At 72.0% G+C, this 26,887-nt stretch carries 24 protein-coding genes; 17 read left to right on the top strand and 7 right to left on the bottom strand.

The features are described from left to right. Nucleotides 1-112 precede the first annotated feature (112 nt). Nucleotides 113-3,367 carry an AfsR/SARP family transcriptional regulator gene (locus QBL25_RS39325; RefSeq protein WP_409061747.1) on the top strand — a complete coding sequence of 1,085 codons (3,255 nt, stop codon included), beginning with the start codon at nt 113-115 and terminating at the stop codon, nt 3,365-3,367. On the opposite strand, the gene QBL25_RS39320 is transcribed toward QBL25_RS39325, so the two are convergent. From QBL25_RS39320 to QBL25_RS39305, 4 genes are all read right to left on the bottom strand, one after another. Beyond that, nucleotides 3,348-4,139 carry an ABC transporter permease gene (locus QBL25_RS39320; RefSeq protein ID WP_409061746.1) on the bottom strand — a complete coding sequence of 264 codons (792 nt, stop codon included), beginning with the start codon at nt 4,137-4,139 and terminating at the stop codon, nt 3,348-3,350. The genes QBL25_RS39325 and QBL25_RS39320 overlap by 20 nt on opposite strands. Then, on the bottom strand, nt 4,136-5,149 hold the full coding sequence (locus QBL25_RS39315) for an ATP-binding cassette domain-containing protein (protein WP_409061745.1): 1,014 nt from the start codon (nt 5,147-5,149) through the stop codon (nt 4,136-4,138). Before QBL25_RS39315 ends, QBL25_RS39320 begins: the two co-directional genes overlap by 4 nt. A gap of 127 nt (nt 5,150-5,276) precedes the next feature. Next, on the bottom strand, nt 5,277-5,552 hold the full coding sequence (locus tag QBL25_RS39310; RefSeq protein WP_409061744.1) for a hypothetical protein: 276 nt from the start codon (nt 5,550-5,552) through the stop codon (nt 5,277-5,279). A 68-nt stretch (nt 5,553-5,620) separates the two neighbouring features. Further along, a complete protein-coding gene (locus QBL25_RS39305) occupies nt 5,621-6,526 on the bottom strand; it encodes a LysR family transcriptional regulator (RefSeq protein WP_409061743.1) in 906 nt (301 codons plus the stop codon). A gap of 90 nt (nt 6,527-6,616) precedes the next feature. Here QBL25_RS39305 and QBL25_RS39300 point away from each other — a divergent pair, with 90 nt between their 5' ends. Both QBL25_RS39300 and QBL25_RS39295 read left to right on the top strand, forming a co-directional pair. Then, nucleotides 6,617-7,963: an aspartate aminotransferase family protein gene (locus QBL25_RS39300; protein ID WP_409061742.1), complete on the top strand. Its 1,347-nt coding sequence runs from the start codon at nt 6,617-6,619 to the stop codon at nt 7,961-7,963. 70 nt (nt 7,964-8,033) lie between these two features. Further along, nucleotides 8,034-8,414: a toxin Doc gene (locus QBL25_RS39295; RefSeq protein WP_409061741.1), complete on the top strand. Its 381-nt coding sequence runs from the start codon at nt 8,034-8,036 to the stop codon at nt 8,412-8,414. Between the two features lie 48 nt (nt 8,415-8,462). Here the strand turns inward: QBL25_RS39295 and QBL25_RS39290 are convergent, their stop codons facing one another. Beyond that, complete coding sequence (locus QBL25_RS39290; protein WP_409061740.1) at nt 8,463-9,137, bottom strand: HAD family hydrolase; 675 nt, start codon at nt 9,135-9,137, stop codon at nt 8,463-8,465. 168 nt (nt 9,138-9,305) lie between these two features. Here QBL25_RS39290 and QBL25_RS39285 point away from each other — a divergent pair, with 168 nt between their 5' ends. From QBL25_RS39285 to QBL25_RS39240, 10 genes are all read left to right on the top strand, one after another. Further along, entirely contained in the window at nt 9,306-9,773 is a 468-nt protein-coding gene (locus QBL25_RS39285) for a DUF2243 domain-containing protein (RefSeq protein ID WP_409061739.1), read from the top strand. Further along, nucleotides 9,770-10,552: a cytochrome c oxidase assembly protein gene (locus QBL25_RS39280; protein WP_409061738.1), complete on the top strand. Its 783-nt coding sequence runs from the start codon at nt 9,770-9,772 to the stop codon at nt 10,550-10,552. The genes QBL25_RS39285 and QBL25_RS39280 overlap by 4 nt, the downstream gene beginning before the upstream one ends. 53 nt (nt 10,553-10,605) lie before the next feature. Beyond that, nucleotides 10,606-11,265 (top strand): dienelactone hydrolase family protein, encoded by a 660-nt coding sequence (locus tag QBL25_RS39275; protein WP_409061737.1) that lies wholly within the window; start codon nt 10,606-10,608, stop codon nt 11,263-11,265. A 158-nt stretch (nt 11,266-11,423) separates the two neighbouring features. Next, entirely contained in the window at nt 11,424-12,401 is a 978-nt protein-coding gene (ltnD, locus tag QBL25_RS39270; protein WP_409061736.1) for an L-threonate dehydrogenase, read from the top strand. A 1-nt stretch (nt 12,402) separates the two neighbouring features. After that, nucleotides 12,403-13,683: a 3-oxo-tetronate kinase gene (gene otnK, locus QBL25_RS39265; protein ID WP_409061735.1), complete on the top strand. Its 1,281-nt coding sequence runs from the start codon at nt 12,403-12,405 to the stop codon at nt 13,681-13,683. Continuing rightward, entirely contained in the window at nt 13,680-14,363 is a 684-nt protein-coding gene (locus QBL25_RS39260) for an aldolase (RefSeq protein ID WP_409061734.1), read from the top strand. Before otnK ends, QBL25_RS39260 begins: the two co-directional genes overlap by 4 nt. A 61-nt stretch (nt 14,364-14,424) precedes the next feature. Further along, nucleotides 14,425-15,729 (top strand): MFS transporter, encoded by a 1,305-nt coding sequence (locus QBL25_RS39255; RefSeq protein WP_409061733.1) that lies wholly within the window; start codon nt 14,425-14,427, stop codon nt 15,727-15,729. Nucleotides 15,730-15,764: 35 nt separating this feature from the next. After that, nucleotides 15,765-16,586, top strand: a complete 822-nt coding sequence (gene otnI / locus QBL25_RS39250) for a 2-oxo-tetronate isomerase (protein ID WP_409061732.1) — start codon at nt 15,765-15,767, stop codon at nt 16,584-16,586. Then, entirely contained in the window at nt 16,583-17,623 is a 1,041-nt protein-coding gene (denD, locus tag QBL25_RS39245; protein WP_409061731.1) for a D-erythronate dehydrogenase, read from the top strand. Before otnI ends, denD begins: the two co-directional genes overlap by 4 nt. Before the next feature lie 17 nt (nt 17,624-17,640). Next, nucleotides 17,641-18,390 (top strand): FadR/GntR family transcriptional regulator, encoded by a 750-nt coding sequence (locus QBL25_RS39240; protein ID WP_409061730.1) that lies wholly within the window; start codon nt 17,641-17,643, stop codon nt 18,388-18,390. A 33-nt stretch (nt 18,391-18,423) separates the two neighbouring features. On the opposite strand, the gene glgX is transcribed toward QBL25_RS39240, so the two are convergent. Together glgX and QBL25_RS39230 are read right to left on the bottom strand one after the other, a co-directional pair. Then, a complete protein-coding gene (gene glgX / locus QBL25_RS39235; RefSeq protein ID WP_409061729.1) occupies nt 18,424-20,556 on the bottom strand; it encodes a glycogen debranching protein GlgX in 2,133 nt (710 codons plus the stop codon). Nucleotides 20,557-20,604: 48 nt separating this feature from the next. Beyond that, the gene (locus tag QBL25_RS39230; RefSeq protein WP_409061728.1) at nt 20,605-21,123 is read right to left on the bottom strand and encodes a pep a2; all 519 of its coding nucleotides are present in this window, start codon (nt 21,121-21,123) and stop codon (nt 20,605-20,607) included. A gap of 333 nt (nt 21,124-21,456) precedes the next feature. Here QBL25_RS39230 and QBL25_RS39225 point away from each other — a divergent pair, with 333 nt between their 5' ends. The 4 genes from QBL25_RS39225 to QBL25_RS39210 all read left to right on the top strand — a co-directional run bounded on the left by QBL25_RS39225 (nt 21,457) and on the right by QBL25_RS39210 (nt 26,855). Further along, entirely contained in the window at nt 21,457-21,651 is a 195-nt protein-coding gene (locus QBL25_RS39225; protein ID WP_409061727.1) for a DUF5133 domain-containing protein, read from the top strand. A 109-nt stretch (nt 21,652-21,760) separates the two neighbouring features. After that, complete coding sequence (locus tag QBL25_RS39220; RefSeq protein ID WP_409061726.1) at nt 21,761-23,731, top strand: maltotransferase domain-containing protein; 1,971 nt, start codon at nt 21,761-21,763, stop codon at nt 23,729-23,731. A gap of 38 nt (nt 23,732-23,769) precedes the next feature. After that, nucleotides 23,770-25,494: a maltose alpha-D-glucosyltransferase gene (treS, locus tag QBL25_RS39215; RefSeq protein ID WP_409061725.1), complete on the top strand. Its 1,725-nt coding sequence runs from the start codon at nt 23,770-23,772 to the stop codon at nt 25,492-25,494. Nucleotides 25,495-25,508: 14 nt separating this feature from the next. Next, entirely contained in the window at nt 25,509-26,855 is a 1,347-nt protein-coding gene (locus QBL25_RS39210) for a maltokinase N-terminal cap-like domain-containing protein (protein WP_409061724.1), read from the top strand. Nucleotides 26,856-26,887: the final 32 nt, after the last annotated feature.

Genomic DNA, 26,887 nt, shown 5'->3' with positions numbered 1-26,887 from the left:
ACGGTCCTCGCGGGCGCCCCGTGCGTGTCGGGTGAGGGCCGCTGTCCCGCCGGGAGTTGGGCCCCTCGCGGCGGCGGCCGGGAGGCGGCGAGGCCTTGGCTAGGGTGCTGGGGTGACCACCGAACTGATCCTGCTGCCGCGTGTCGCCCACCGCGGGCAAGAGGTCACCGCGCCCCGCCTCCGCGGCCTCCTGGCGCTGCTCGCGGGCGACGTGCACGCGGGCCGCAGCACCGAGCGGCTGGTGACGGGGCTGTGGCCGGACGCGTCGCCGGAGCGGCCGGGAAAGGCGTTGCAGGTCCTCGTCTCCAGGGCCCGGGCGCAGTTGGGGGCCGACGTCATCGCCCGTACGCCGACCGGGTACCGGCTCGCTCTCGCCGAGGAACAGGTCGACAGTTCCGCCCTGCTGCTGCACGCCGCCGCGAGCGCGGACCGGGCCCGGGCCGGGGACCACGCGGGCGCGCTGGCCGAGGCGGAGGCGGGGCTCGCGCTGTGGGAGGGACCATCAGGCGGAGCGAGCGAACTCCACGGACCCCAAGACAGCCCTGACAGCCCTGACAGCCCAGACGGCGCGGACAGCCACGATCCCGTCATGGCATTGCGCGCCGCGCGTGCCCCCGTCCGCGCCGCTCTCGTGCGCGCGCGGGCGCTCGCGCTCGCCCGCCTGGGGCGGCATGCGGAGGCGGCCGGTCCGCTGGCCGTGGTCGCGGCGCGGCATCCGCGCGACGAGGAAGTGCTCGCCCAGGTGCTGCGCGGCGAAGCGGCGACGGCCGGCCCCTCCGCCGCGCTCGCGCGCTACGAGGCGTACCGCCGCGACCTGCGCGAGACGCTCGGCACCGAGCCCGGCGACGGGCTCAAGGCCGTGCAGCGGGAGTTGCTGCGCGGCGAGGCCCCCGCGGTCCGGCACGGCGTGCCGCACGAACCCAACCCGCTCCTGGGCCGCGCGGAGGACATCGCGGCGGTGGAGGGGCTGTTGCGCACCGCCCGCGCCGTCACCGTCGTCGGCCCCGGCGGCCTCGGCAAGACCCGGCTCGCACACGCCGTCAGCCGCCGGGCCGCACAACGCGTGGTGTACTTCGTGCCGCTCGCCGCCGTCACCGCGGACGCGGACGTGGCCACGGAGGTGGCCGCCGCGCTCGGTGCGGGCGACGGGCGCCACGGTGTCGTGAGCGCTCACGCCGCGATCGACCCGGTGGCCGCCGTCCTCGGCGTGCTCGGCTCCGCCCCCGCCCTGCTGGTGCTCGACAACTGCGAGCAGGTCGTGCCGGGCGCCGCGGGGCTCGTCCGGGCCCTCCTCGCGGCGTCCAAGGACCTGCGGGTGCTCACCACCGGTCGGGCTCCGCTGGACCTCACCTCGGAGGCGGTGTACGCGCTGCCGGAGCTCGGCCTTGACGCCTGCGTCGAGCTGTTCACGCAGCGGGCCAGGGCCGCGAGAACCGGTGTGCGGCTGCCGCCGGACACGGTGGCCGAGCTCTGCCGCCACCTCGACGGGCTGCCGCTGGCCGTGGAACTGGCGGCGGCTCGGGTGCGGGTGCTTTCGGTGCCGGAGATCGCCCGCAGGCTCGGCGACCGGTTCGCGCTGCTGCGCGGCGGGGCACGGGACGTGCCGGAGCGTCACCGCACCCTGCACGCGGTCGTGGAGTGGAGCTGGAACCTGCTCTCGCCGGACGCGAGGGCGGCGCTGCGCACGCTGTCGGTCTTCCCGGGCGGGTTCGGCGGCGAGGCGGCGGACCATGTGCTGGGCCAGGACGCGCTCCCGCTCCTGGAGCAGCTGGCCGGCCAGTCGCTGCTCACCGTCGTCGACACCCCGGCCGGGGTGCGTTTCCACATGCTGGAGGCCGTACGGGAGTTCAGCGCGGCCCGCCGTGCGGAAGCGGGCGAGGAGGAGGGGGCCGTGGCCCGTTTCCTCGGCTGGGCAAGGGACTTCGGGGTCGCCCACCACGACGTGCTCTTCGGCCCACCCCCCGCCCCGGACGCTCGGCCGCTCCCGGGCGGGACGAGCGAGGGCGACCCGGGTGGGGCGGGCGGGGGCGAACCGGCCGCCGCACGCGAGCGGATCAGGGCCGAGCAGGACAACCTCGTACCGGCCCTGCGCCACGCCCTGGCCCGCACGGACGGCCCCACCATCGCCGCCCTCACCGCCGTCCTCGCCGCGCTGTGGTCCACTGACTCCAACTATCCGCGCCTGGCCGCCCTCGCCGCGGACACCGGCCCCCCGCTGTCGCACTACCGTCCCGCGCCAAGGTACGTCGACGTCGCCCGCGCCGCCGCGGTGTTGTGCGCGGCGGGCCTGTTCATGAACTACGGACCGCACGGCGTGCGCCAGCTGGTGACCCTGCGCCGGCTGCCCGCGGCTCCCCCGGACACCCTGCCTCGCGCCACCGCGGTGGTGTTGAGCGCCCTGCCCGAGATGCGCCCGCCCGACTACGCCGTACTGCGCACGCTCTGCGCCGACGAGCGGCCCCTGATCGCCGGGATCGCCGAGTGCGTGGCCAGCTATGTGTGGGAGTACGAACACGACATCGACCGCGCGCTCGCCTCGGCCCACCGGATGCTCGCCGCGCTGGCACCGGTCGACCATGCGCCCCTCCAGCTCATGGGTCACTCGCGGCTGAGTGAACTGGCCCTGCGCACGGGGCGGGGCGACATCGCCCACGAGCACCTCACGGCGGCCTTGGAGGCGCTGCCGCGGCTGGGTGACGAGCGGGACTACATCGGGATCCGCTCGGCCCTCGTCCTCGCCTGCCTCCAGCGCCAGAACCCCGACGAGGCCGAGCACTGGCTGCGGCGGACCGAGCGGGACACCACCGCGCAGGAGAGTGCCTTCTACAGCCCCGATCCGGGCAGCCGCGCGGAGATCGCCCTCGCCCGCGGCCTGACGGAGACCGGGCTCGACCTGTGGCGCGCCGCCGTGGAGCGGATGCCCGCGGCGGGTTCGCTGTACGGCGGCGATCCGTGGCTCGACCCGTGGGCGCTCCAGGTCCAGTCGGCGGCGGTGACCGCGCACGCCCATGCGGGCCGCGTCGACCTGGTCGCCGAGCCGATCGCCCGGCTGGGACAGCGGCTGCGGACCCTGCTGGAGGGCCCGCCCCGCTCGCCCGTGGAGCTGCCGGTGTTCGGCACGGTGCTGCACGCGCTGGGCCTGGCCGCGCTCGCCTCCGGCGACGTGCGGGGCGTACGCATGGTCGCGCTGGCCGAACGGCTGCGGGTGCTGCGCGAGTTCCAGCCGACGATGTCGGCGGCCCGCGCCCGGCAGGCGGCCGAGCACGCCGACCGGGCGGCATACGGCGACGCGGTGTCGCGGTACGCCGCCCTGAAGCGGGATCAGCTGTGGGAGGCGGTCGTCGCCCTCATGCCGGTTCGCGGCTGAACAGCGCCGTCGACCAGCGGTAGCCGAGCGCGGTCAGTGCCAGGCACCAGGCGATCGCGACCCAGCCGTTGTCACCGATCTCGCTGCCGAGCAGCAGCCCGCGCAGCGTCTCGATGGCGGGGGTGAAGGGCTGGTGCTCGGCGAACGGCTGGAACCAGCCCGGCATCGCGTCCACCGGGACGAAGGCGCTGGAGACGAGCGGCAGGATCATCAGCGGCAGCGCGTTGTTGCTGGCCGCCTCGGGGTTGGGGCTCGCCATCCCCATCCCGACGGCGATCCAGGTGAACGCCAGTGCCACGAGCGCGAGGAGTCCGAAGGCCGCGAGCCACTCCAGGACGGTGGCATCGGTGGACCGGAAACCGATGGCCACGGCCACCGCGCCCACGAGCAGCACGCTGATGATGGCCTGCAGCACGCTGCCGACGACGTGCCCGACGAGCACCGACCCGCGATGGATCGCCATCGTGCGGAAGCGGGCGATGATGCCCTCGGTCATGTCCATGGAGACGGACACCGCGGTGCCGGCCGGAGTGGCCCCGATGGTCATCAGCAAGATGCCCGGGACCAGATAGGCGACGTAGTCCGCGCGGTCGGCCCCGCCCCCGGTGATGCCCGCGCTCATCGTGTCGCCGAAGACGTAGACGAAGAGCAGCAGCAGGACGATCGGCGTCAGCAGGATGTTCAGTGTCAGCGAGGGGTAGCGGCGGGCGTGCAGGAGATTGCGGCGCAGCATCGTGGACGAGTCGCGCACGGCCAGGGGCAGAGAGCTCATCGGGCGGACTCCACGGGCTGGTCGGTGACCCGGGTGCCGCCGCCGGTCAGGGCGAAGAACACGTCGTCGAGGTCGGGGGTGTGCACGGTCAGTTCGTCGGCCTCGATGCCGGCCGTATCCAGCCGGTCGAGGATGGAGCGCAGCTCGCGCTGGCTGCCGTCGCTGGGCAGGTGCAGGGACAGTGCCTGGTCGTCGCGGCTCGCCTCGCGCAGGGCCAGGGCGGCGCAACGGTAGGCGGCCGGGTCGGTGAACCGCAGCCGGACGTGACCGCCGGGCACGAGCCGCTTGAGCTCCTCGGGGCTGCCCTCGGCGGCGACCGTCCCGTCGCTCAACACCGCGATGCGGTCGGCGAGTTCGTCCGCCTCCTCCAGATACTGGGTCGTGAGGAAGACGGTCACCCCTCCGGAGACGAGCTCGCGGATGACGGCCCACATGTGGTGGCGGCTGCGCGGGTCGAGGCCGGTGGTCGGCTCGTCGAGGAAGAGGACCCGCGGGCCGCCGACCAGGGTCATGGCGATGTCCAGGCGGCGCTTCATGCCGCCGGAGTAGGTGGAGGCGGGCTTCTTGGCGGCCTCGGTGAGGTCGAAGCGGGCCAGGAGGTCGGCGGTGACCCGCCGCCCCTCGTGCTTGGGCAGGTGGTGCAGGTCGGCCATCAGGAGCATGTTCTCCTCGCCGGTGATCAGACCGTCGACCGCGGAGAACTGGCCGGTGACCCCGATCGCCGCCCGCACGGCCTGGGGGTGGGTGGTGAGGTCGTGGCCGCCGACCTGGGCCTGGCCCCCGTCGGCGGTGATGAGCGTGGACAGGATCTTCACGGCGGTGGTCTTGCCGGCCCCGTTGGGCCCGAGCAAGGCGAAGACGGTGGCGGTGGGCACCGACAGGTCGATGCCGTCGAGGACCGTCTTGTCCCCGTAGGCCTTGCGCATCCCGGTGGCCTCGATGGCCTTGGTGGCTTCGCTGTCCGCACCCGCCGGTGCGGGCGATGCGGACGGTGTCGTGGTGGTCGTCATGCCGCAGAGGCTGCGGCACGGCGCATTCAGTGCGGTTTCACCGGGGTTTCAGTGCACTGGAACCCCGGAGCCCCGGCGCTCGCGGCAGGTACGGCTGCGGCAGGGCGCCGCCGGGCCGTCCCTGCGGTCAGGGGGTGTCGCCGGCCCAGTCCCAGCGGCGCCGGTCGCCGGGGCGCGGGTCATAGAGCGCCCGCCCTCCCGCTCCGAAGTGGCCGAGCTCTGTGGGCAGCGCGACGCCGGTCTCCGTCTCGCCCTTGGTCCACCCGGTGATGTCCAGCAGCAGCCCGTCCAGCGGCCCGCCGACCAACTGGGCGTAGTCCCGCCCCGGCTGCGGTCCCCGTCGGGGATCGTCGTGATCCTGCCCGTAGACCCGTCCGCGCAGCAGCTCCTCGTCCCTGTCCATACGGCCCACCCTCGCAGCCCCCACTGACAATCGGCCCGGCCCGGGCCTACGGGCGGCTGCGGGGGGCTTCAGTCCACCTCCGGCAGCGGCAGTTCCGGGTGGTGGCGCAGGGCCTCCAGGACGGCGCGTACCGCCGCGCGCGGGGGTGAGCCGTGGCGGATCGCCGCCGTGATGGTGCGGGTCATGGGGGTGGCGAGTTCGCGGGTGGTGACGCGGTAGCGGCGATCGACCGCGAGGCCGGGCATCAGCGCGATCGACAGGCCCGCCTCGACGTGTTGCAGGGTCATCAGATAGTTGCTGAACCGGCAGACCACGCGCGGCTCGAAGCCCGACTGGCGGCACAGCCGCAGCGCGAGATTGGCCATGTACGACTGCGGGACGTCGAAGGCCCACGCCTCGTCCGCGTACGCGGCGAGGTCCACCGCACCGCGGCCGGCCGCCGGATGTTCGGGCGGGACCACCAGCAAGATGGGGTCGGTGGCCAGCGGCACCAGGTCGAGGTCGGGCCCCAGCGGCAGCTCGTCGAAGTCCGTGGTCGTGACGATGATGTCCGCGTCGCCGCCCCGCAGCGCGGGCATGCTCGCGTGCGGCTCCAGCTCCAGGAGCTCGACGTCCAGGTGCGGATGCTCCCGCGCGAGGCGGCTGACCGCGGGCACGGCCATGGTGTGGATCGCGCTCTGGAACGCCCCCAGGCGCACCAGGCCGGCCGGTTCCTCGCCGAAACCGCGCAGCTCGGCCTCCACGCTGTTCATGTGGTCGAGGATCGCGCGTGCCCGCCGGGCGAGGATCAGACCGGCCGGGGTGAGCCGCACCCGGCGTCCCGTCCGCTCCAGCAGCTGGGTGCGTGTCTCGGTCTCCAGCACGGCGAGCTGCTGGGACACGCTCGAAGGACTCAGGTTGGCGGCCTGGGCGACCGCCCTGACGGTGCCCAGCGTGTCGAGCTGGCTCAGCAGGCGCAGCCTCCAGGGGTTCATCACTCCCCCATTGTTGTGCGGCTTTGCCGAACAGGAAAGCCGGAATCGTGAGATGGACGTGTCGCTCGGCCGCCGCCTACCGTCGGGGGCATGACCGCTTCGACGACCGCTCCGACGTCCACCGACACCTTCTGGGCCGACGCCGACAGGCATCTCGTGCGCTACGGCGGCGCGTTCACCCACGAGATCATCGAACGTGCCGCCGGCAGCTTCGTGTTCACCGCGGACGGCCGGAAGATCCTCGACTTCACCTCGGGCCAGATGAGCGCGATCCTGGGCCACTCGCACCCGGAGATCGTCGCGACCGTCCAGCGGCAGGTCGCGAGCCTCGACCACCTCTTCAGCGGCATGCTCAGCCGCCCGGTGGTCGACCTCGCCCGGCGGCTCGCCGAGACCTTGCCCGCGCCGCTGGAGAAGGCGCTGCTCCTGACCACCGGCGCCGAGTCCAACGAGGCGGCCGTCCGGATGGCCAAGCTCGTCACCGGCAAGCACGAGATCGTCTCGTTCGCGCGGTCCTGGCACGGTATGACCCAGGCCGCCGCGTCCGCCACCTACAGCGCGGGGCGCAAGGGGTACGGCCCCGGCGCGCCGGGCAACTTCGCCATCCCCGTGCCCAACACCTATCGCCCCGACTTCACCACGGACGACGGCTCCCTGGACTGGCGCCGCCAGCTGGACTTCGCCTTCGACCTGATCGACGCCCAGTCGACCGGCAGCCTGGCCGCGTGCCTGGTCGAGCCGATCCTCAGTTCCGGCGGCATCATCGAGCCGCCGCCGGGATACTTCGCGGCCCTGCACGCCAAGTGCCGGGAGCGCGGCATGCTGCTGATCCTCGACGAGGCCCAGACGGGCCTGTGCCGCACCGGGACCTGGTACGCCTTCGAGCGCGACGGCGTGGTGCCCGACATCCTGACCCTGTCCAAGACGCTGGGCGCGGGTCTGCCCCTGGCGGCCGTGGTGACCAGCGCCGAGATCGAGCAGGAGGCGTACGAGCGCGGGTTCCTCTTCTTCACCACGCATGTCGCCGATCCCCTGGTGGCGGCGGTCGGCAACACCGTCCTGGACGTCCTGATCGCCGACGAACTCGACGAGCGCGCGCGGACGCTGGGCGCCTTCCTGCACCAGGGCCTCACCGACATCGCCGCACGGCACCCGGTCGTCGGCGACATCCGCGGCCGGGGCCTGCTGGCCGGACTCGAACTCGTCGTCGACCGCGAGACCAAGCAGCACTCGAACGAGCTGGGCGCGCGGGTCACCAGGCGCTGCCTGGAACTGGGCCTGCACATGAACATCGTCCAGTTGGCGGGCATGGGCGGGGTCCTGCGGATGGCGCCGCCGCTGACGGCCACCGAGGAGGAGTTGTCGCTCGGCCTGGCGATGCTGGACCAGGCGATCGGAGACGCCTGCACCTCCCAGGCTCCCTCGACAGGTACCTAGTCGGCACCTGGGGAGTTATCCCGTCCATGAACGTGACTTTCACCGACGAGGCGCTCCGGGCGGCCGCCTGATGGTTCTGTACGTGGACGTCTCCTGGCTTCTCGACGTGCAGGAGTCGGCCGTCGCCCCCGAGGACATGACGGTGTCGGACTACTCCGCGCTCGTCGCCGCGGTCGCACGGCACAAGACGAAGCTGCCGACGCTGGAGTCCGCCGACCCGGATGCCGCCTGGCGCGCCGCCGCCCTGCTGCACACCATCGTGCGCCTGGAGCCCCTGCCCGCCCGCAACAGCCTGTACGCGGCGTTCGTCGCGGCCCAGTACATGGCCCAGTCCGGCGAGGGCATCGACCCGCCGTACGGAGCGCTGTCCGACCTGATCCGCACGATCCGCGACAGCCACACCAGCATCCACACCGTCGCCGAGCGGATCAGGTCCTGGAAGGTGAACTGACCCGCCTTGGTGGGCGGCGCACCGCCCGCCCCGCCGGGCGCCGGCGGGTCAGCCCTGTCCCTGTCGGTCGGCGAACGCGCTGGTGTCGAGCGAGGCCAGCAGGTGGGCGGTGTCGTCGTACACCTCCGCCGCTCCCGCGCGGATGAGGTCCTCGCGGGGGTTGCCGCCGCTGAGCACGGCCAGCGGTGTGACACCCGCGCGCCGCGCCGCCTTCATGTCCCACACCGAGTCACCGACGAACACGCTGTCCCGCGCCTGGGCACCGGCGAGGTCCAGCGCGTGCACGACCGGCTCGGCGGCGGGCTTGCCCTCGTCCACGTCGTCGGCGCTGGCCGTCGCGGCGATGACGTCGTCCGCGTCGACCGCGGCGCGCAGCGCGTCGAGTTCGGCGCCGCCCGCGGAGGTGGCGAGCACGATGGTCCACCCCTGCTTCGCGAGGGACCGCAGCAGCCGGCCCGCGTCGTCGAACGCTTCGAGCCGGTCGAAGTGAGTGCCGTAGAGCGTCTTGTGCGCCGCGCTGAGCGCGTCGTCCTGGTCACGGTCGCGGTCGTCGCCGAGGAGGTGGTCGATCAGGTCGGTGCCGCCCAGGCCGATCGCGTGGTGCACGGCACGCATCGGCACCCGGTGACCGGCCTGCCTGAACGCCTCCCACCAGGCCGTGACATGCAGGTAGTTGGTGTCGACGAGCGTTCCGTCGACGTCGAACAGGGCAGCACGCGTCACGAGGGCTCCATTTCATGTTCTTTCGTCGTTCTTCACCGTAATGGCGACACCGGCGCCGCGCAGGACCGGCGGCCCGCATGCCGCGGTGAGCCATTCCGCTTCACGGGTACTCGGCGCCTTGCCTTCCCGCTCGTCCCCCGTACCCCCTTTGGCGCCGAGGAGTCCCGGATGACACTTCACATCCGCGAGCAGCACCGTACGCGGCACACTTTGCCGAAACGGCGGTCCCTGCTCTCCGGAGCCCTCGTGGGCGTCGGCATCGCGGCGTTCGTCGACGAGACGGCGTTCCACCAGCTGCTGCACTGGCACCACTTCTACGACAAGGCCTCCAGCGAGGCGGGCCTGGTCTCCGACGGGATCTTCCACGCCTTCGGCTGGCTGGCGATGGTGGCGGGCCTGTACCTGTACGCGGATCTGTGGCGCCGAGGGGCACGGCACCTCACCGCCTGGTGGTCGGGCCTGTGCCTGGGCCTCGGCGGCTTCCAGCTGTATGACGGCACGTTCCAGCACAAGGCGCTGGAGCTGCACCAGATCCGCTACGGCGTGGATCTGGCCCCGTACGACTGGACCTGGAACGTGATCGCCGTGCTGTTCCTGCTGGCCGGGGTGCTGCTGCTGGTCCGGGCCCGCCGATGACGGCCCTCGCGCTGATCGTGGCCGTGAGCTGTCTGGGCTACGGGGCGGCCGCCCGGCGGCTGCGCCGGCGCGGCGACCGCTGGCCGCACCGGCGTGACGCGGCGGTGGGCGCGGGCGGCGCGGTGCTCGTCACCTCGCTCGTCGCGCCGTGGGACGCATGGCCGCCGCTGACCGGGCACATGGCCACCCATCTGGGCGTCGGGATGATCGCGCCCCTGCTGTTCGTCCTCGGCCGGCCCGTGACGCTGGCGCTGCGCGCCCTGCCGGTGGGCCCGCGGCGCGCGCTACTGCGCTGCGTGCGGTCCCGTCCGGCGGCCCTGCTCGTGTGGCCGCCGCTGGCCGCGCTCGTCCACGGCGCGGGGCTGTGGGCGGTCTACCGCACGCCGCTGATGGCCGCCGCGCACCACCGGCCGTGGCTGGAGAGCCTCGTCAGCGTTCATCTCCTGGCCTCCGGCGCGCTGTTCACCTTCGCCGTCCTCGCCCTGGACCCGCTGCGCCACCGCGCCGGTGTCGCCCTGCGGGGCGGCTCCCTGCTGGCCGCGTCGGCCGCGCACGGCGTCTTGGCCAAGTCGCTCTACGCGGCGGGCCCGCCCGGCACCTCGTTCGCCGCGGGCGACCTGCACCTGGCGTCGTACGTCATGTACTACGGCGGTGACCTGGTCGGCCTCGCGCTGGCCGTGCTGCTGGGCCGCCAGTGGTACGCGGCCGGGGGGCGCGCCCTGGCCCGGGCCCGGCGCGCGTCCTCGGAAACGCACCCGTCCCGTACGGCTGCCGCGTAGCGGAAGTCTCGCGGGGTACCCGGCGTGTTCCGTCCCCGGAAACCGGAGGTCCCATGTTGTCCGAGACCGTCACCGTGCCCAACGGCGATGGGGCACTCATCGGTGAACTGACCGTCCCGGACACCGTGTTCGGCGTGACGGTCCTGGCCCGTCGCAGCGGCAGCTTCCGGCGCGACTCCCGCAGCCGGGCCGTGGCCGGCACGCTGCACGACTCCGCGCTCGGCACGCTGGTGATCGACCTGCTCACCGCCGACGAAGCGGCCGCCGAAGCCGCCGGCACGGCGCCCGGCGACCGGCCCGGCGACGTCGACCTCCTGACGCACCGCCTGGTCGCGTCCGTCGACTGGCTGGCCGCCCGCGTGTCCGATCTGCCGGTCGGCCTGTTCTGCGCGAGCACGGGAGCCGCGGCCGCACTGGGGGCCGCGGCCGCCCGGCCCGGCCTGGTGGACACCGTGGTGTGCCCGGACGGCCGCCCCGACCTGGCCGGGGACGACGTGCTCGGTCATGTGCACGCCCCGGTCCTGCTCCTGGTCGCCGGGCGCGACACCGAGATACTGCGCCGCAACCGGGAGACGGCCAACCGGCTGCCCGTCCTCAACCGGCTGCGGGTGCTCCCCGACGCCACGCACCTGTTCGAAGAACCCGAGGCCCTGAACGAGGTCGCCGCCGTGGCGGCCCGCTGGTTCGCCGGGATGGGGCAAGCGGAGATCTGACCCTCCCCCACACACGAGGCCCGCTGGCGCCCGGCGCCGGTCCACGTGCACGCCTGCGCACACCCCTAGACTGTGACCGGCATCACAGTGCGCCAGGCCACATCCTCAGGTCATCATATGACCCGATCGCCGCACGGATTCGCGAGACGAGGATGGACATGAACGACCAGGACAGCCCGGCACGGCCGCGCGTGGGCGTGGTGGGACTCGGCGCCATGGGACTCGGCATGGCCCGCACCCTGCGGGACGCGCGCTTCGACGTGGGCGTCCACGATCTGCGCCCCGAGGTGACCGCCGCCTTCGCCGAGGACGGCGGCACCGCCTTCGCCTGTGCCGGTGAACTGGCGGCCTCCGTCGATGTCCTGGTCGGCGTCGTGGTCAACGCGGCACAGGTCGAGTCGGTCCTGTTCGGGGACGGCGGCGCGGCCGAGCGGCTGCGCCCCGGTTCCGTCTACGTCATGTGCTCCACGGCCGACCCCAGTTGGTCGGCCGATCTCGAGCGGCGCCTGGCCGAGCGCGGCGTGCTCTACCTGGACGCGCCCATCTCCGGGGGCGCGGCCCGGGCGGCGAAGGGCGAGCTCACCATGATGACGTCGGGCGCCCCGGCCGCGTACGCCCTCGCCGATCCGGTGCTCGACGCCCTGAGCAGCACGGTCTACCGCCTGGGCGACGAGGCCGGCATCGGCTCCAAGGTGAAGGTCGTCAATCAGCTCCTCGCGGGAGTGCACATCGCGGCGGCGGCCGAGGCGATGGCGCTCGGCATCAAGGCGGGCGTACCCGCCGAGGCGCTCTACGAGGTCATCACGCACAGCGCGGGCAACTCGTGGATGTTCGAGAACCGCATGCCGCACGTGCTCGCCGGTGACTACACGCCGCTGTCCGCGGTCGACATCTTCGTCAAGGACCTGGGTCTCGTGCTGGACGCGGCCCGGCCCCACACGTTCCCGCTCCCGCTGGCCGCCACCGCCCACCAGATGTTCCTCCAGGCCTCGGCCGCCGGCCTGGGCGGCGAGGACGACAGCGCGGTGATCAAAATCTTCCCGGGAATCGAACTACCGCAACAGGCAACCGACATGACACCTGATCAGAAAAAAGAAGTGACACCTGGTCAGAACTCCGGACAGGAAGCGGTCTGACATGGCGATCCGACTCGGCTGCATCGCCGACGACTTCACCGGCGCCACGGACCTGGCCAACAACCTGGTGCGCGCGGGCATGCGCGTGGTCCAGCTGATCGACGTAGCGCCCGCGGGCACCGCGCAACCGGACGACGCCGACGCCGTCGTCATCGCGCTCAAGTCACGGACCACCCCGGCCGCCGACGCCGTCGCCGCCTCGCTGCGGGCGCTGGAGTGGCTGCGCTCGGCGGGTGCCGAGCAGATCTACTTCAAGTACTGCTCGACGTTCGACTCGACGCGCGCCGGCAACATCGGCCCCGTCACCGAGGCCCTGATGGACGCGCTCGGCACCGACTTCACGATCGCCACCCCGGCCTTCCCCGACAACGGGCGCACCGTCTTCAAGGGACACCTCTTCGTCGGCGACGTCCTGCTGAGCGAGAGCGGCATGCGCCACCACCCGCTGACGCCGATGACGGATCCCGATCTGGTGTCCGTGCTCGGCGCGCAGACCGCGCGTCCGGTCGGTCTCATCGACCACACCGTGGTCGCCGCCGGCGCGCGGGCGATCCGCGAGCGCATGGCGGAGCTGCGCACCCAGGGCGTCGGCGCCGCGATCGTGGACGCCGTCTCGAACGACGATCTCGTGCGGCTCGGTGCGGCGGTCAAGGAGCTGCCGCTGGTGACCGCCGGATCCGGTCTGGCCATCGGCCTGCCCGCGAACTGGGGGTTCGAGCCCTCTCCCGCCGCCGCCCGCCTGCCCCCGCCCGGCGGCCACCAGGCCGTCGTCTCCGGATCGGTGTCCACCGCCACCAACGGACAGGTCCAGGAGTTCCTGCGCGGCGGCCGGCCCGCGTTCAGCGTCGATCCGCTGCGCATCGCTGCCGGCGACGACGTGGCCGCCGCGGCCCTGGCCTTCGCCGCCGGCCATCTGGACCACGGGCCGGTCCTCGTCTACTCCACCGAGGCGCCCGACGCGGTCAAGGACGTCCAGGGCCGCCTCGGGGCCGCAAAGGCGGGCGAGCTCGTCGAGCGGACCCTGGCACGTGTCGCCCAGGGCCTGGTGGAACGGGGCGTGCGCCAGCTGGTCGTCGCCGGCGGCGAGACCTCGGGCGCGGTGGTCCAGGCCCTCGGTCTGACGGGCCTGCGCATCGGCCCGCAGATCGACCCCGGCGTGCCCTGGTGCGCGGCGGCCCTGCCCGGCGGGGACCCCCTCCACATCACGCTGAAGTCCGGCAACTTCGGCGGCCCGGACTTCTTCACCGCCTCCTTCGCCCACCTCGGCCAGGCGTCCGCATGACGCGGCCCCCGGCCCCGGCCGCCGACGAGGTGGACCAGGCGCGCGCCGAGATCGTCCGGGTGGGCACCAGCCTCTTCGCCCGGGGCTACGTCCACGCCAGCGCCGGCAACATCAGCGCACGGATCGGCGACTCCCACCTGATCACGCCGACCGACGCCGCCCTCGGGTTCCTGGATTCCGGGCGCCTGGCCCTGGTCGACGCCGCGGGCGAGCACCTCGCGGGCGACCGCCCCAGCAAGACCCTCACCCTGCACCGCCGCATCCGTGCCGCCGACCCCACGGCACGGTTCGTGCTCCACACCCACTCCACGCATCTCGTCGCGCTCACCCTGGCCGGCGTGTGGAGCCAGCACGACGTGCTTCCGCCCCTCACGCCGTACTACGTCATGAAGGTCGGGCACGTCCCGCTCATCCCCTACCACCGGCCCGGCGATCCCCGCGTGGCCGACCTGGTGACCGGCCACATCACCGATCACGCGGCACACGGCACGCCGATCAGGGCCGTCCTGCTCGACCGTCTGGGCCCGGTGGTCTGGGGCCCGGACGCCGCGTCCGCTCTCGCCGTCCTCGAAGAACTCGAGGAAACGGCACGCCTCTGGCTCCTGACCGACCGTCGCCCCGAGCCGCTCCCCTCCCCCGCTCTCGACGAACTGAGGTCCGTGTTCGGCGCCCGTTGGTGACCGCACACCGCACCACGCACCGCCCGTCGGAGAATCCCCTGAGCCGCAGTAAGGATTCCGCATGCCCACGCCCACCGCGACGGCCGAGACCCCCGAACTCGCCCGCGAGAACGCCGTGTTCCGCAAGGTCGTTCTCCGTATCGTCCCCTTCCTGATCCTCTGTTACGTCTTCTCCTACCTGGACCGCGTCAACGTCGGCTTCGCCAAGCTCCAGATGTCCGACGACCTGGGCCTGAGCGAGGCGGCGTACGGCCTCGGCGCCGGCCTGTTCTTCATCGGCTACTTCCTCTTCGAAGTCCCCTCGAACCTGATGCTCCAGCGCGTGGGGGCGCGCACCTGGATCGCCCGGATCATGATCACGTGGGGTCTGGTCTCGGGCGCGTTCTCCTTCGTCACCAACGAGACGACGTTCTACGTGCTGCGCTTCCTGCTCGGCGCCGCGGAGGCCGGTTTCTACCCCGGCGTCATCCTGTACTGCACCTACTGGTTCCCCTCCCACCGCCGGGCCCGCGTCATCGCGATGTTCATGTCGGCGATCCCCGTGGCCGGCATCTTCGGCAACCCGCTCTCCGGCTGGATCATGGACACCTTCGACGGGGTCAGCGGATGGCAGGGCTGGCAGTGGATGTTCCTGCTCGAAGCCGTCCCCGCGCTCCTCATCGGTGTCGCCACGCTGTTCTACCTCGACAATGGGGTGCGCGGCGCCAAGTGGCTCTCCGAGGAGGAGAAGGACATCGTCGAGGCGGCGATCGCCCGGGACACCGCCCACCAGGAGCACGGCCGCGTGTGGGACGGCTTCCGCGACCCCAAGGTGTGGCTGATGTGCCTGATCTACTTCTGCTTCGTGATGGGTCAGTACGCCCTGACCTTCTGGATGCCCACCTTCGTCAAGTCGACCGGCATCGACGACACCCTGACGATCGGCGTGCTCAGCGCCGTACCGTTCGTGGCCGCGCTGATCGCGATGAACCTGTTCGGACGCTCCGCGGACAAGCGCCGCGAGCGCCGCTGGCACCTGGTGGTCCCCAGCCTCATGGGCGCCCTCGGCTTCTCCCTGGCCGCCGGCTGGAGCGGATCGACCATCCTGTCCTTGATCGCCCTGTCCTTCGCGGCGGCCGGCGTGCTCACCTGCGCCCCGCTGTTCTGGTCGCTGCCCACGGCGTTCCTCGGCGGCACCGCGGCGGCGGCCGGCCTCGCTCTGATCAACTCGGTGGGCAACCTGGCCGGCTTCGTCAGCCCGTACATGATCGGCGGGCTCAAGGACGCCACCGGCTCCACCTCCATACCGATGTACGTCCTCGCCCTGAGCCTGGTGATCGGCGCGGCCGCCGTGCTGACCACCAAGAAGGACGTCGTCAACCGCTGACCGGGACCGGTCCCGGCCCCACCCCAGGAGCACGCATGCCGAGGTTCGCCGCGAACCTGTCCATGATGTACACCGAGCACGCCTTCCCCGACCGCTTCGCCGCGGCCGCCGCCGACGGCTTCGAAGCCGTCGAGTACCTCTTCCCCTACGCCCACGCAGCCGGCGAGCTGCGGCGGCGCCTTGACGACCACGGGCTGCGGCAGGTGCTGTTCAACGCGCCGCCCGGCGCCTGGGAGAACGGAGAGCGGGGCATCGCCGCGCTGCCCGGCCGTGAGAGCGAACTGCGCACCGGCATCGAGCAGGCCCTGGAGTACGCCGCCGCGCTCGGCTGCGGCCAGGTGCACGTCATGGCCGGCCTCCTGCCGGCGGGCAGCACCCCCGATCAGCGGGCCGCGCACCACGCCACCTATCTCGCCAACCTGGCCTGGGCCGCCGAGCGGGCTGCCGCAGTCGGCGTCGACGTCCTGATCGAGCCGATCAACGGCCGGGACATGCCGGGCTACTTCCTGCACCGCCAGGCCGAGGCGCACGCCATCGTCCAGGAGGTGGGCGCCGCGAACCTCAAGGTGCAACTCGACCTGTACCACTGCCAGATCGTGGAGGGCGACCTCACCACGACCCTGCGCCGTGACCTGCCCACCGGCCGCGTCGCCCACCTCCAGATCGCCGGCGTGCCCGACCGCCACGAACCCGACCGGGGCGAACTCGACGTACGCCACCTGTTCGACGTCGTCGACGCGCTGGGCTACGACGGGTGGATCGGCTGCGAGTACCACCCCCGGGCCGGTACGAGCCAGGGGCTCGGCTGGCTGCGGCACCAGAGCGGACTCACGAACGACCAAGGAGAACACGCATGAGGATCGTCATCACCGGTGGCTTCGGCTTCCTTGGCCGGCAGGTCGCCGACGCCCTGCTGAAGCGGCGCACCCTGTGCGGGGCGCCCCTCACCCGACTGGTGCTCGCCGACCGGTTCGTGCCGGCCGACGCGGCACTGACGGCCGACCCGCTGGTCGACGTCGTCCAGGGCGATCTGACCGAGCGCCTCGACGAGATCTTCGCGCGACCGGTGGACGTCCTGATCCACCTGGCGTCGGCGGTCTCGGCCGAGTGCGAGGCCGACTTCGACCTCGGCATGAGCGCCAACCTGGACACCACGCGCGCCCTGCTCGACGCGGCCCGCGCCCAGGGGGCCGCCGGCGGCCCCCTGCCCCGCCTGGTGTTCTCCAGCAGCGTCGCGGTCTACGGCTCCGACCCCGCCCTGCCGCTGCCGCCCGTGGTCAGCGAGGCGACGCTGCCCACCCCGCTGTCCAGCTACGGCACGCAGAAGCGCGTGTGCGAGCAGCTGGTCGCCGAGTACACCCGCCGGGGCTTCGTCGACGGCCGCGTGGCGCGCCTGATGACGGTCGCGGTGCGGCCGGGCAAGCCGAACGCCGCCGCCTCCGGCTTCCTGTCCGGCATCATCCGCGAACCCCTGGCCGGACTGCCCGCCACCTGCCCGGTCAGCCCCGACCTGCGGGTCGCCCTGGCCTCGCCGCGGCGCACGGTCGAAGGCATCCTGCGCGTCGCCGAGGCCGGCCGCGGCAGCGGCCCCGGTGAGCTGGCGGGCGCCCTCCCGGTCAATCTGCCCGCGCTGACGGTCACGGTGGCCGAGATGCTCGGCACCTTGCGCCGGGTGGCCGGAGACGCCGTCGCCGACCGGGTGACGCTCACGCCCGACGCCGCCGTCGAGGCCATCGTCGGCTCCTGGCCCGCCGCCTTCGACAACGCGCGCGCCACCGCACTGGGCCTGCTGCCCGACGAGAGCTTCGAGGCGGTGGTCCTGGCCTACATCGAGGACCACCCCGAGGCGATCGCGTCCGCCGACCTGCCCGCGGCCGGGGCGTTCGGGCCCTGACCGATAGACTGACGAGCATGTTCTCCAAGGTGAGTGGCCCCATTCGGCTCGCGGACCGGGTCGCCGCGATCCTGTCGGAGGAGATCGAGTCCGGGCGTCTCGCCGAGGGCGACAAGCTGCCGACCGAGGTCGAGTTGGTCAAGCAGCTCGGCGTCAGCCGCACCGTGATCCGCGAGGCCGTCTCCCGGCTGCGCAACGCCGGGCTCGTCGAACCGCGCCAGGGCCGTGGCGTGTTCGTCATGCCCCGGCGCACCCGGCCGCTCGACCTGGAGGCCGAGGCGTCGGGCACCAAGTCCAAGGTGTTGCAGATCGTGGAGGTCCGCCGCGCCATGGAAGGCGAGGCGGCCTCCCTCGCGGCCACCCGGGCCACCCCCGAGGACATCGCCCGGATGCGGCAGGCGCTGGCCGCGATCGACGCGGCGGTGGCGGCCGGCGGGGACGGCGTCGACGAGGACCTCGCGTTCCACCAGTCGATCGCCGAGTCGACCGGGAACGCGGTGATGGTCTCGACCGTGCGGTACTTGGGCGAGGTCATGCGCGGCGGCATCCGCGTCACGCGCGCCAACGAAGCGCGGCGCGGGGACTTCATCGAGGCGGTGCGGGTGGAGCACCACGCGATCCTGACCGCCGTCGAGTCGGGCGACGCAGAGGCGGCCCGCAGCGCCGTACGCCGTCACATGAAGCACGCCGCGTCCCGGTTGCAGGACGCGGACGAGGGCTTCTGGACGGAGACGGACGACCTCAAGGTGGACTTGGACCACCGCTGACCGGCCCCGGTCCCCTCAGGTGACCGGCCCCCGTCACCGGTCCGAGGGCCGGGAGAGGACGACCAGCGACCGCGGGCCCACGCTCAGCGTCGTGTCGGCCTTGTGCTCGGTCTCGTCCGGCGGGCCGCCCGCCTCGTACGTGTCGATCAAGGTCGTCCAGCACACTCCGTACGCGGCCTCGGGCAGCCGGAACTCCATCGGCTCCCAATAGCAGTTGAACAGCACCAGGAAGGAGTCGTCGACGACGGCCCGGCCGACCCGGTCCGGTTCCGCGATGGCGTCGCCGTTGAGGAAGACGGCGACCGCGTGCGCGTCGGGCCGGTCCCAGTCCTGCGTCGTCATCTCCGCCGCGTCGGGCCGCAGCCAGACCAGGTCCGGCAGCACCTGGCCCGGGCGGGTGACGGTGTCGCCCCGGAAGAAGCGGCGGCGGCGCAGCAGCGGATGCGCGGTGCGCAGCGCCACCACCCGGCGGGTGAAGTCCAGCAGGTCCGCGCGCTCCTCGTCCAGGTCCCAGTCGATCCACGCGGTCTCGTTGTCCTGGCAGTAGGCGTTGTTGTTGCCGCCTTGGGTGCGGCCCAGCTCGTCCCCGTGGCCCAGCATCGGAATGCCCTGGGACAGCATCAGCGTCGCCAGGAAGTTGCGCTGCTGCCGTGCCCGCAGGGCCCGCACCTCGGGGTCGCGCGTGGGGCCTTCGGCGCCGCAGTTCCACGAGCGGTTGCTGCTCTCGCCGTCCCGGTTGCCCTCGCCGTTGGCCTCGTTGTGCTTGGTGTCGTACGAGACCAGGTCGCGCAGGGTGAACCCGTCGTGGGCGGTGATGAAGTTGACGCTGGCGCGCGGGCGGCGCCGGTCGCGCTGGTAGAGGTCGGCCGATCCCGTCAGCCGGGAGGCGAACTCGGCCAGGGTCCGGTCGCCGCCGCGCCAGAAGTCCCGGACGCAGTCGCGGTACTTACCGTTCCACTCGGACCACAGCGGCGGGAAGTTGCCGACCTGGTAGCCGCCGTCACCGAGGTCCCACGGCTCGGCGATCAGCTTGACCCGGCTGATCACCGGGTCCTGCTGGATGAGGTCGAAGAAGGCCGAGAGCCGGTCCACCTCGTGGAACTGCCGGGCCAAGGTGGCGGCCAGGTCGAAGCGGAACCCGTCGACATGGCACTCGGTGACCCAGTAGCGCAGGGAGTCCATGAGCAGCTGAAGGACGTTGGGATGGCGCATCAGCAGGCTGTTGCCCGTCCCCGTGGTGTCGTAGTACCGGCTGAAGTCGTCGTCGGACAGCCGGTAGTAGGACGCGTTGTCGATGCCGCGGAAGGAGAGGGTGGGCCCGTTCTCGTTGCCTTCCGCGGTGTGGTTGTAGACCACGTCGAGGATCACTTCGAGGCCGGCCGCGTGCAGCGCCTTCACCATGGACTTGAACTCGGTGACCTGCTGCCCCAGCGTGCCGTGGGCCGCGTACGCGTGGTGCGGCGCGAAGAACCCGATGGTGTTGTAGCCCCAGTAGTTGGACAGGCCCTTGTCGAGCAGGAACCCGTCCTGGACGTACTGGTGCACCGGCATCAGCTCCACCGCGGTGACCCCCAGCGAGGTCAGGTGGTCGACGACCGCCGGTGCGGCCAGACCCGCGTAGGTGCCGCGCAGTTCCTCGGGGACACCGGGATGGGTGCGGCTCAGTCCGCGCACGTGCGTCTCGTAGATGACGGAGTCGGAGTAGGCGTGCGAGGGCGCGCTGTCCCCGGTCCAGTCGAAGGCCGGATCGGTGACGACACCGCACAGCGCGGCCGGCTTCCCGCCCGGGCGGGGCCTGGCGGTCGCTGAGTCGTCGCGCAGGTCGTGGATCGCCCGGGCGTACGGGTCGAGGAGGAACTTGCGCGGGTCGCAGCGATGACCGGCGGCGGGCATCCACGGGCCGTGGACGCGGTATCCGTAGCGCTGGCCCGGGCCGACGTCCGGCAGGTAGCCGTGCCACACCGAGCCGTCGGCCTCCGTGAGCGTCACGGTCCGCTCGCCGCCGTCCGCGTCGAGCAGGACGAGGTCGATCTGCTCGGCCACCTCGCTGAACAGGGCGAAATTCGTCCCGTCACCGTCATAGGTGGCACCCAGCGGAAAGGGTCGGCCGGTCCATACGCGCACAGGGTCTCCCGTCGTCGTCCTCTGGGTCCGACCTTCGGGCATGCGGCGGGTGCGCGCCCTTTCGGGAGCGCACCCGCGGCGACGATCCGGTCAGGCGGGGCCGGCCACTTCCAGCGGCTCGGTCGGCTCCGCGGCGCCCACGGGCACCGGCCGCGGAGCGACGCGGGGCAAGGACCGCGCCTCGGGGGTGCCGGGCGCCGGGCCCTTGGGGACCAGGGGTTCGCGCAGCCGCCTGCGGCTGCGCAGCGAGAACCACACGATGTGCCGGTCGTCGGCGGTGCAGCTGCCCCACCCGTCGCTGAGCGCAGCGATCTGGGCCAGGGAGTGCGACGCGACGGGGTGCTCGCCCGTACCGGTGGCGTCGCCGTGCGAGACCGCGGTGATCAGATGCTGTCCGGTCCACCAGGTCTCGATCGCGGTCAGCCCCGCGGAGGTGGTCCGTGCCGCCGGCTCCAGGAGGAGACCGACCCCCCGCGACACGTCCGGAACGAGCTGATCGAGCCCCCAGTACCTCAGATGGGCGGCCAGGATGCGCCGGATCTGACCGACGCGCTCCGGCACCAGGTCCACGTCGAGGTGGTAGTAGCGGGGCACTGCGTGGTGGTTCATCGTTCTTGCTCCTCACCGCGGAGCTCGCGTTCCCGTGCTGCGACGGGGCGTCGTACGCACGGAGCGTGAGCAGTGATCGCTTGAGAGTCGGCAACCAGCGTCACCCGCCTACTCCATTCGTGCAACACGAGAGTGATCGGTCGTGTGCGCTGCGTTCAACAGGACGGGACGCGCTTCACCTCGCACCATGAGGGAGGGAGCAAACCCGTTGTGACGGATCACTCCCCCTCCGTGAACGGTCCGGGAGCCCGCCGGGGCTCGCCGTCGAGGAGGTCCAGGAGGTCGAGTGCGATGCGGGCGGAACACGCCACACAAGACGTCGATCGGCAACTGGTGAGGTATCGCGCGTGGCAGCGCCGCTTCCTCGCCTCTCCCGGCGATCCCGCCGTGCGCGCGCGGTTCGAGGACGCCGTGGCCGCCCTGTGCGCCGTCACGCGCCGGCGCTGCGGGCGGGAGGCCGCCGAGGCCGCGGAACGCGGGCTGCTCACCGGGCCCGCGGTCCGGTCGGCTCCGCCCGGCGGCGACTGACGCGGACGAAGGCGGACGAAGAGCGACGGACGGCGGGACGGCGGAAGCCGCCCGCAGCGAGACCGGGCGAAGCAACGCGCACCGGACGACCCCGGAGGTGGAGGACAGCATGTCGGTGGACCCCAGTCACGTCCGCATCCCCGTCGAGGACGTACGGCCCCGTGTGCACGACGGCGCGCGCCCGGCGAAGGCCGTGGTCGGCGAAGCCGTCGAGGTCACGGCCCTCGTCTTCGTCGAAGGCTCCGGCGTGCTCGGCGCCGAGGCGGTCCTGTACGCGCCCGACGGCCGCACCACACGGCACCGGGCCATGCGCGAGGTGGCGCCGGGAACGGACCGGTGGGCCGCGGAGGTCACCCCGGACGCGACCGGCCACTGGACGTTCACCGTCGTGGCCTGGACCGACCCCATGGCCGCCTGGCAGCGCGACGCGGTCATCAAGGTGCACGCCGACGTGGACACCGGAGTCACCCTCGAAGACGGCATCCTGCTCTTCGAGCGGGCCGTGGACCAGGTGCCCGACGACGCGGCGCGCGCCACCCTGCGCAGGGCCCTCGGTCTGCTGCGCGACGACACCCGCTCCCCGCTGGACCGCCTGGCGGCGGCCACGGCGCCGGAGGTGCGCGTGCTCCTGTCGGCCCATCCGCTGCGTGAACGCGTCACCGAGAGCGCGCCGTTGCCGTTGCTGGTGGAGCGGGAGCGGGCGTTGTTCGGGTCCTGGTACGAGTTCTTCCCGCGCTCGGAAGGAGCCGTCGTGCGGGCGGGTGAGCCGCCGCGCTCGGGCACCTTGCGCACCGCCGCCGAGCGGCTGCCGGCGATCGCCGCGATGGGCTTCGACGTGGTCTATCTGCCGCCGATCCACCCCATCGGCCGCACCTTCCGCAAGGGACCCGACAACTCCCTGTCACCCGGCCCCCACGACGTCGGCGTGCCCTGGGCCATCGGCTCACCCGAGGGCGGCCACGACGCCGTCCACCCCGACCTGGGCACCCTGGCCGACTTCGACGCCTTCGTGGCCCGCGCCCGCGACCTGGACCTGGAGGTGGCCCTGGACTTCGCCCTCCAGTGCTCCCCCGACCACCCCTGGGTGGACAAGCACCCCGAATGGTTCCAGCACCGCGCCGACGGCAGCATCGCCTACGCCGAGAACCCGCCGAAGAAGTACCAGGACATCTACCCGCTGGCCTTCGACCGCGACATGCCGGGCCTGGTCGCCGAGACCCTACGTCTGCTGCGGTTCTGGATGGACCACGGCGTGCGTATCTTCCGCGTCGACAACCCGCACACCAAGCCCGTCGTCTTCTGGGAACAGGTCCTGGCCGACATCAACCGCACCGACCCCGACGTCCTGTTCCTGGCCGAGGCCTTCACCCGCCCCGCCATGATGCACACCCTGGCCGCCATCGGCTTCCAGCAGTCCTACACCTACTTCACCTGGCGCAACACCAAGGACGAACTCACCTCGTACGTCGAGGAGTTGACCGGTGAATCGGCCGCCTACATGCGCCCGAACTTCTTCGTCAACACCCCCGACATCCTGCCGGAGTTCCTCCAGCACGGCGGACGCCCGGCGTTCGAGCTGCGCGCGGTGCTCGCCGCGACCCTCGCGCCGACCTGGGGCCTCTACAGCGGCTACGAACTCTGCGAGAACACCGCCCTCAAGCCCGGCAGCGAGGACTACCTGAACTCCGAGAAGTATCAACTACTGCCCCGCGAATGGGCGTTGGCGGAGCAGGAAGGGCGCACCATCGCGCCCCTGATCACCACGCTCAACACGGTCCGCCGGCGCCATCCGGCATTGCAGCGGCTGCGCAACGTGCACTTCCACGCCGTCGACAACGACCAGGTGATCGCGTTCAGCCGTCGTGAGTCCGGCGACACGGTGCTGGTGGTCGTGAACCTCGACCCGCACCACCCCCAGGAAGCCACCGTGCGTTTCGACGCCACCCACCTGGACGTCGCGCCCGGCTCTTCCTTCCGCGTGCGCGACGAACTCAGCGGCGCGACCTACACCTGGGGCGAGACCGCCTACGTCCGCCTGGTGCCGGGCGTCTGTCCCGCGCACGTGTGCACGGTCGAGTGACGCAGCACCCACCCCAGCCCCGCGGCAACGGAGGACGCATGACCAGCAACGAGCCGGTGTCCGACCTGTTCGAGGACACGCCCGCCAAGGACCGGGACCCCGAGTGGTTCAAGCGCGCCGTCTTCTACGAGGTCCTCGTCCGCTCCTTCCACGACAGCGACGGCGACGGCATCGGCGACCTCAAAGGCATCACCGCCAAACTGGACTATCTGCAATGGCTGGGCGTGGACTGCCTGTGGCTGCCGCCGTTCTTCACCTCACCCCTGCGCGACGGCGGCTACGACGTGGCCAACTACATCTCCGTACTCCCCGAGTTCGGCGACCTGGGGGACTTCGTGGAGTTCGTGGACTCCGCGCATCAGCGGGGCATGCGCGTGATCATCGACTTCGTCATGAACCACACCAGCGACCAGCACCCGTGGTTCCAGCAGTCCCGCACCGACCCCGAAGGGCCCTACGGCGACTACTACGTCTGGGCCGACGACGACAAGCAGTACCAGGACGCCCGCATCATCTTCGTCGACACCGAAGCCTCCAACTGGACCTTCGACCCGGTGCGCAAGCAGTACTTCTGGCACCGCTTCTTCTCCCACCAGCCCGACCTCAACTACGAGAACCCGGCCGTCCAGGAAGAGATCATCTCCGCCCTGCGGTTCTGGCTCGACCTGGGCATCGACGGCTTCCGCCTGGACGCCGTGCCCTACCTCTTCGCCGAAGAGGGCACCAACTGCGAAAACCTCCCCCGCTCCCACGGCCTGCTCAAGCGGGTGCGCGCCGAGATCGACGCCCACTACCCCGACACCGTGCTGCTCGCCGAAGCCAACCAATGGCCCGAAGACGTCGTCGACTACTTCGGCGACTTCAAGGACGGCGGCGACGAATGCCACATGGCCTTCCACTTCCCCGTCATGCCCCGCATCTTCATGGCCGTGCGCCGCGAATCGCGCTATCCGGTCTCCGAAATCCTCGCCAAGACGCCGGCCATCCCCTCGGGCTGCCAGTGGGGCATCTTCCTGCGCAACCACGACGAGCTCACCCTCGAAATGGTCACCGACGAAGAGCGCGACTACATGTACGCGGAATACGCCAAAGACCCGCGCATGCGCGCCAACATCGGCATCCGCCGCCGCCTGGCCCCCCTCCTGGACAACGACCGCAACCAGATCGAACTGTTCACCGCCCTGCTCCTGTCCCTGCCCGGCTCCCCGATCCTCTACTACGGCGACGAGATCGGCATGGGCGACAACATCTGGCTCGGCGACCGCGACGCCGTCCGCACCCCCATGCAGTGGACACCCGACCGCAACGCCGGCTTCTCCTCCTGCGACCCCGGACGCCTCTACCTCCCCACGATCATGGACCCCGTCTACGGCTACCAGGTCACCAACGTCGAAGCCTCCATGTCCTCCCCCTCCTCACTGCTCCACTGGACCCGGCGGATGATCGAGATCCGCAAGCAGAACCCCGCCTTCGGACTCGGCTCATACCTGGAGCTCGCCTCCTCCAACTCCTCCGTCCTCGCCTTCCTGCGCGAGTACAAAGACGACCTCGTGCTGTGCGTACACAATTTCTCCCGCTTCGCGCAGCCCACCGAGCTCGACCTCCGGGTCTACGACGGCCGCCACCCCGTCGAGCTCATGGGCGGAGTGCGCTTCCCCGCCATCGGCGAACTCCCCTACCTCCTCACCCTCGCCGGACACGGCTCCTACTGGTTCCGACTGTGCGCAAGCGAGCCTCGCCGGACCGTACGCATGACAAAGTGATCGGACGTGACGTCATGTCTTCGCCTCTGCTGCTGTCGTACGACACCGAGCCTCATCCCATCGCGAGCCCCACGCTGGCGGCCCTGCTGAGCCGCTGGCTGCCACGGCAAAGATGGTTCGCCCATCGGGAACGCACCGTCACCGGCGTCTCCGTGACCGCCGCGACGGAGCTGACCCCCGACATCTTTCACCTGCTGGTACGCGTCGAGCAGACCGGCCTGCCCCACGACTCCGCCTGCTACCAACTGCTCCTGGGCGCCGTGCCCGATCTGCCCCCGCGCCTGGGCGGCTCCCTCCTGGGCAGGATGGAAGGCCCCCGCGGCCAGGACCTGCTGGTCTACGACGCGGTGTACGACCCGCGGGCCACGATCCTGCTCCTCGACCGGATACGGCGCGGCGGCGTCATGGGGGCGCTGCGCTTCGAGTCGTTCCCCCGCTCCGCGGTCCCCGCGGGCCTCATGCCCCACGTCCTCGACGTCGAGCAGTCGAACACCTCCATCGTGTACGGCGACGAAGTCATCCTGAAGCTGTTCCGCCGGGTCCAGCCCGGCATCAACCCCGACCTGGAGATTCCCGGGGTGCTGGCCCGGCACGGGTACACCCGCGTACCGGCGCCCGTCGCCTGGTTCCACACCACCCAGCCCTTCTGGGGCACGCTGGGCGTGGTGCAGCGCTTCCTGCCCGGGGCCACGGACGGCTGGGCCTTGGCCCTGCGATCGGTGCTCGACCAGGGGGACTTCGCCGACGAGGCCCGGGAACTGGGGCGGGTGACCGGAGAGTTGCACGCGGCCCTTGCCGAATCGTTCCCCGTGGGCGCGCCCGCCGCAGATCACCACACGCGCCTGGCCGACCAGATGACACACCGGCTGATGCACGCGGCGGCCACCGTACCGGCCCTGCGCTCACACGTACCGGGTCTGCGCGAGGTCTTCATCAAGCTGGCCGCGGCCGACGGCGGCCCGCATCTGCAACGCATCCACGGCGACCTCCACCTGGGCCAGGTGCTGCGGGCCGGAGGCCAGTGGCACGTCGTCGACTTCGAGGGCGAGCCCGCCAAGCCCCTCGCCGAACGGCGCGCCGACCGCTCCCCGCTCCACGACATCGCGGGCATGCTCCGCTCCTTCGACTACGCCGCCCACATCGAGAAGGAAGCGCGGCCGCAGTGGGCCGCACGCTGCCGCACGGCCTTCTGCGACGGGTACGGCGCGACGGGCCTCTTCGCTCCGCAGGACATCCCGGTGCTGCTGCACGCACACGAGGCGGACCGGGCGATCTACGAGGTCCTGTACGAGTCGACGCACCGCCCCGACTGGATCACCGTCCCCCTGCGGGCCGTCGCGCGTCTCGCCCGCAACGACTGACCGCCCACCACCCAGCACCGACCGCCCACCAC

This window comes from Streptomyces sp. SYP-A7185 (genome assembly GCF_046103685.1).
Lineage (GTDB): Bacteria > Actinomycetota > Actinomycetes > Streptomycetales > Streptomycetaceae > Streptomyces.
This window is presented reverse-complemented; position numbering and strand designations above follow the sequence as displayed.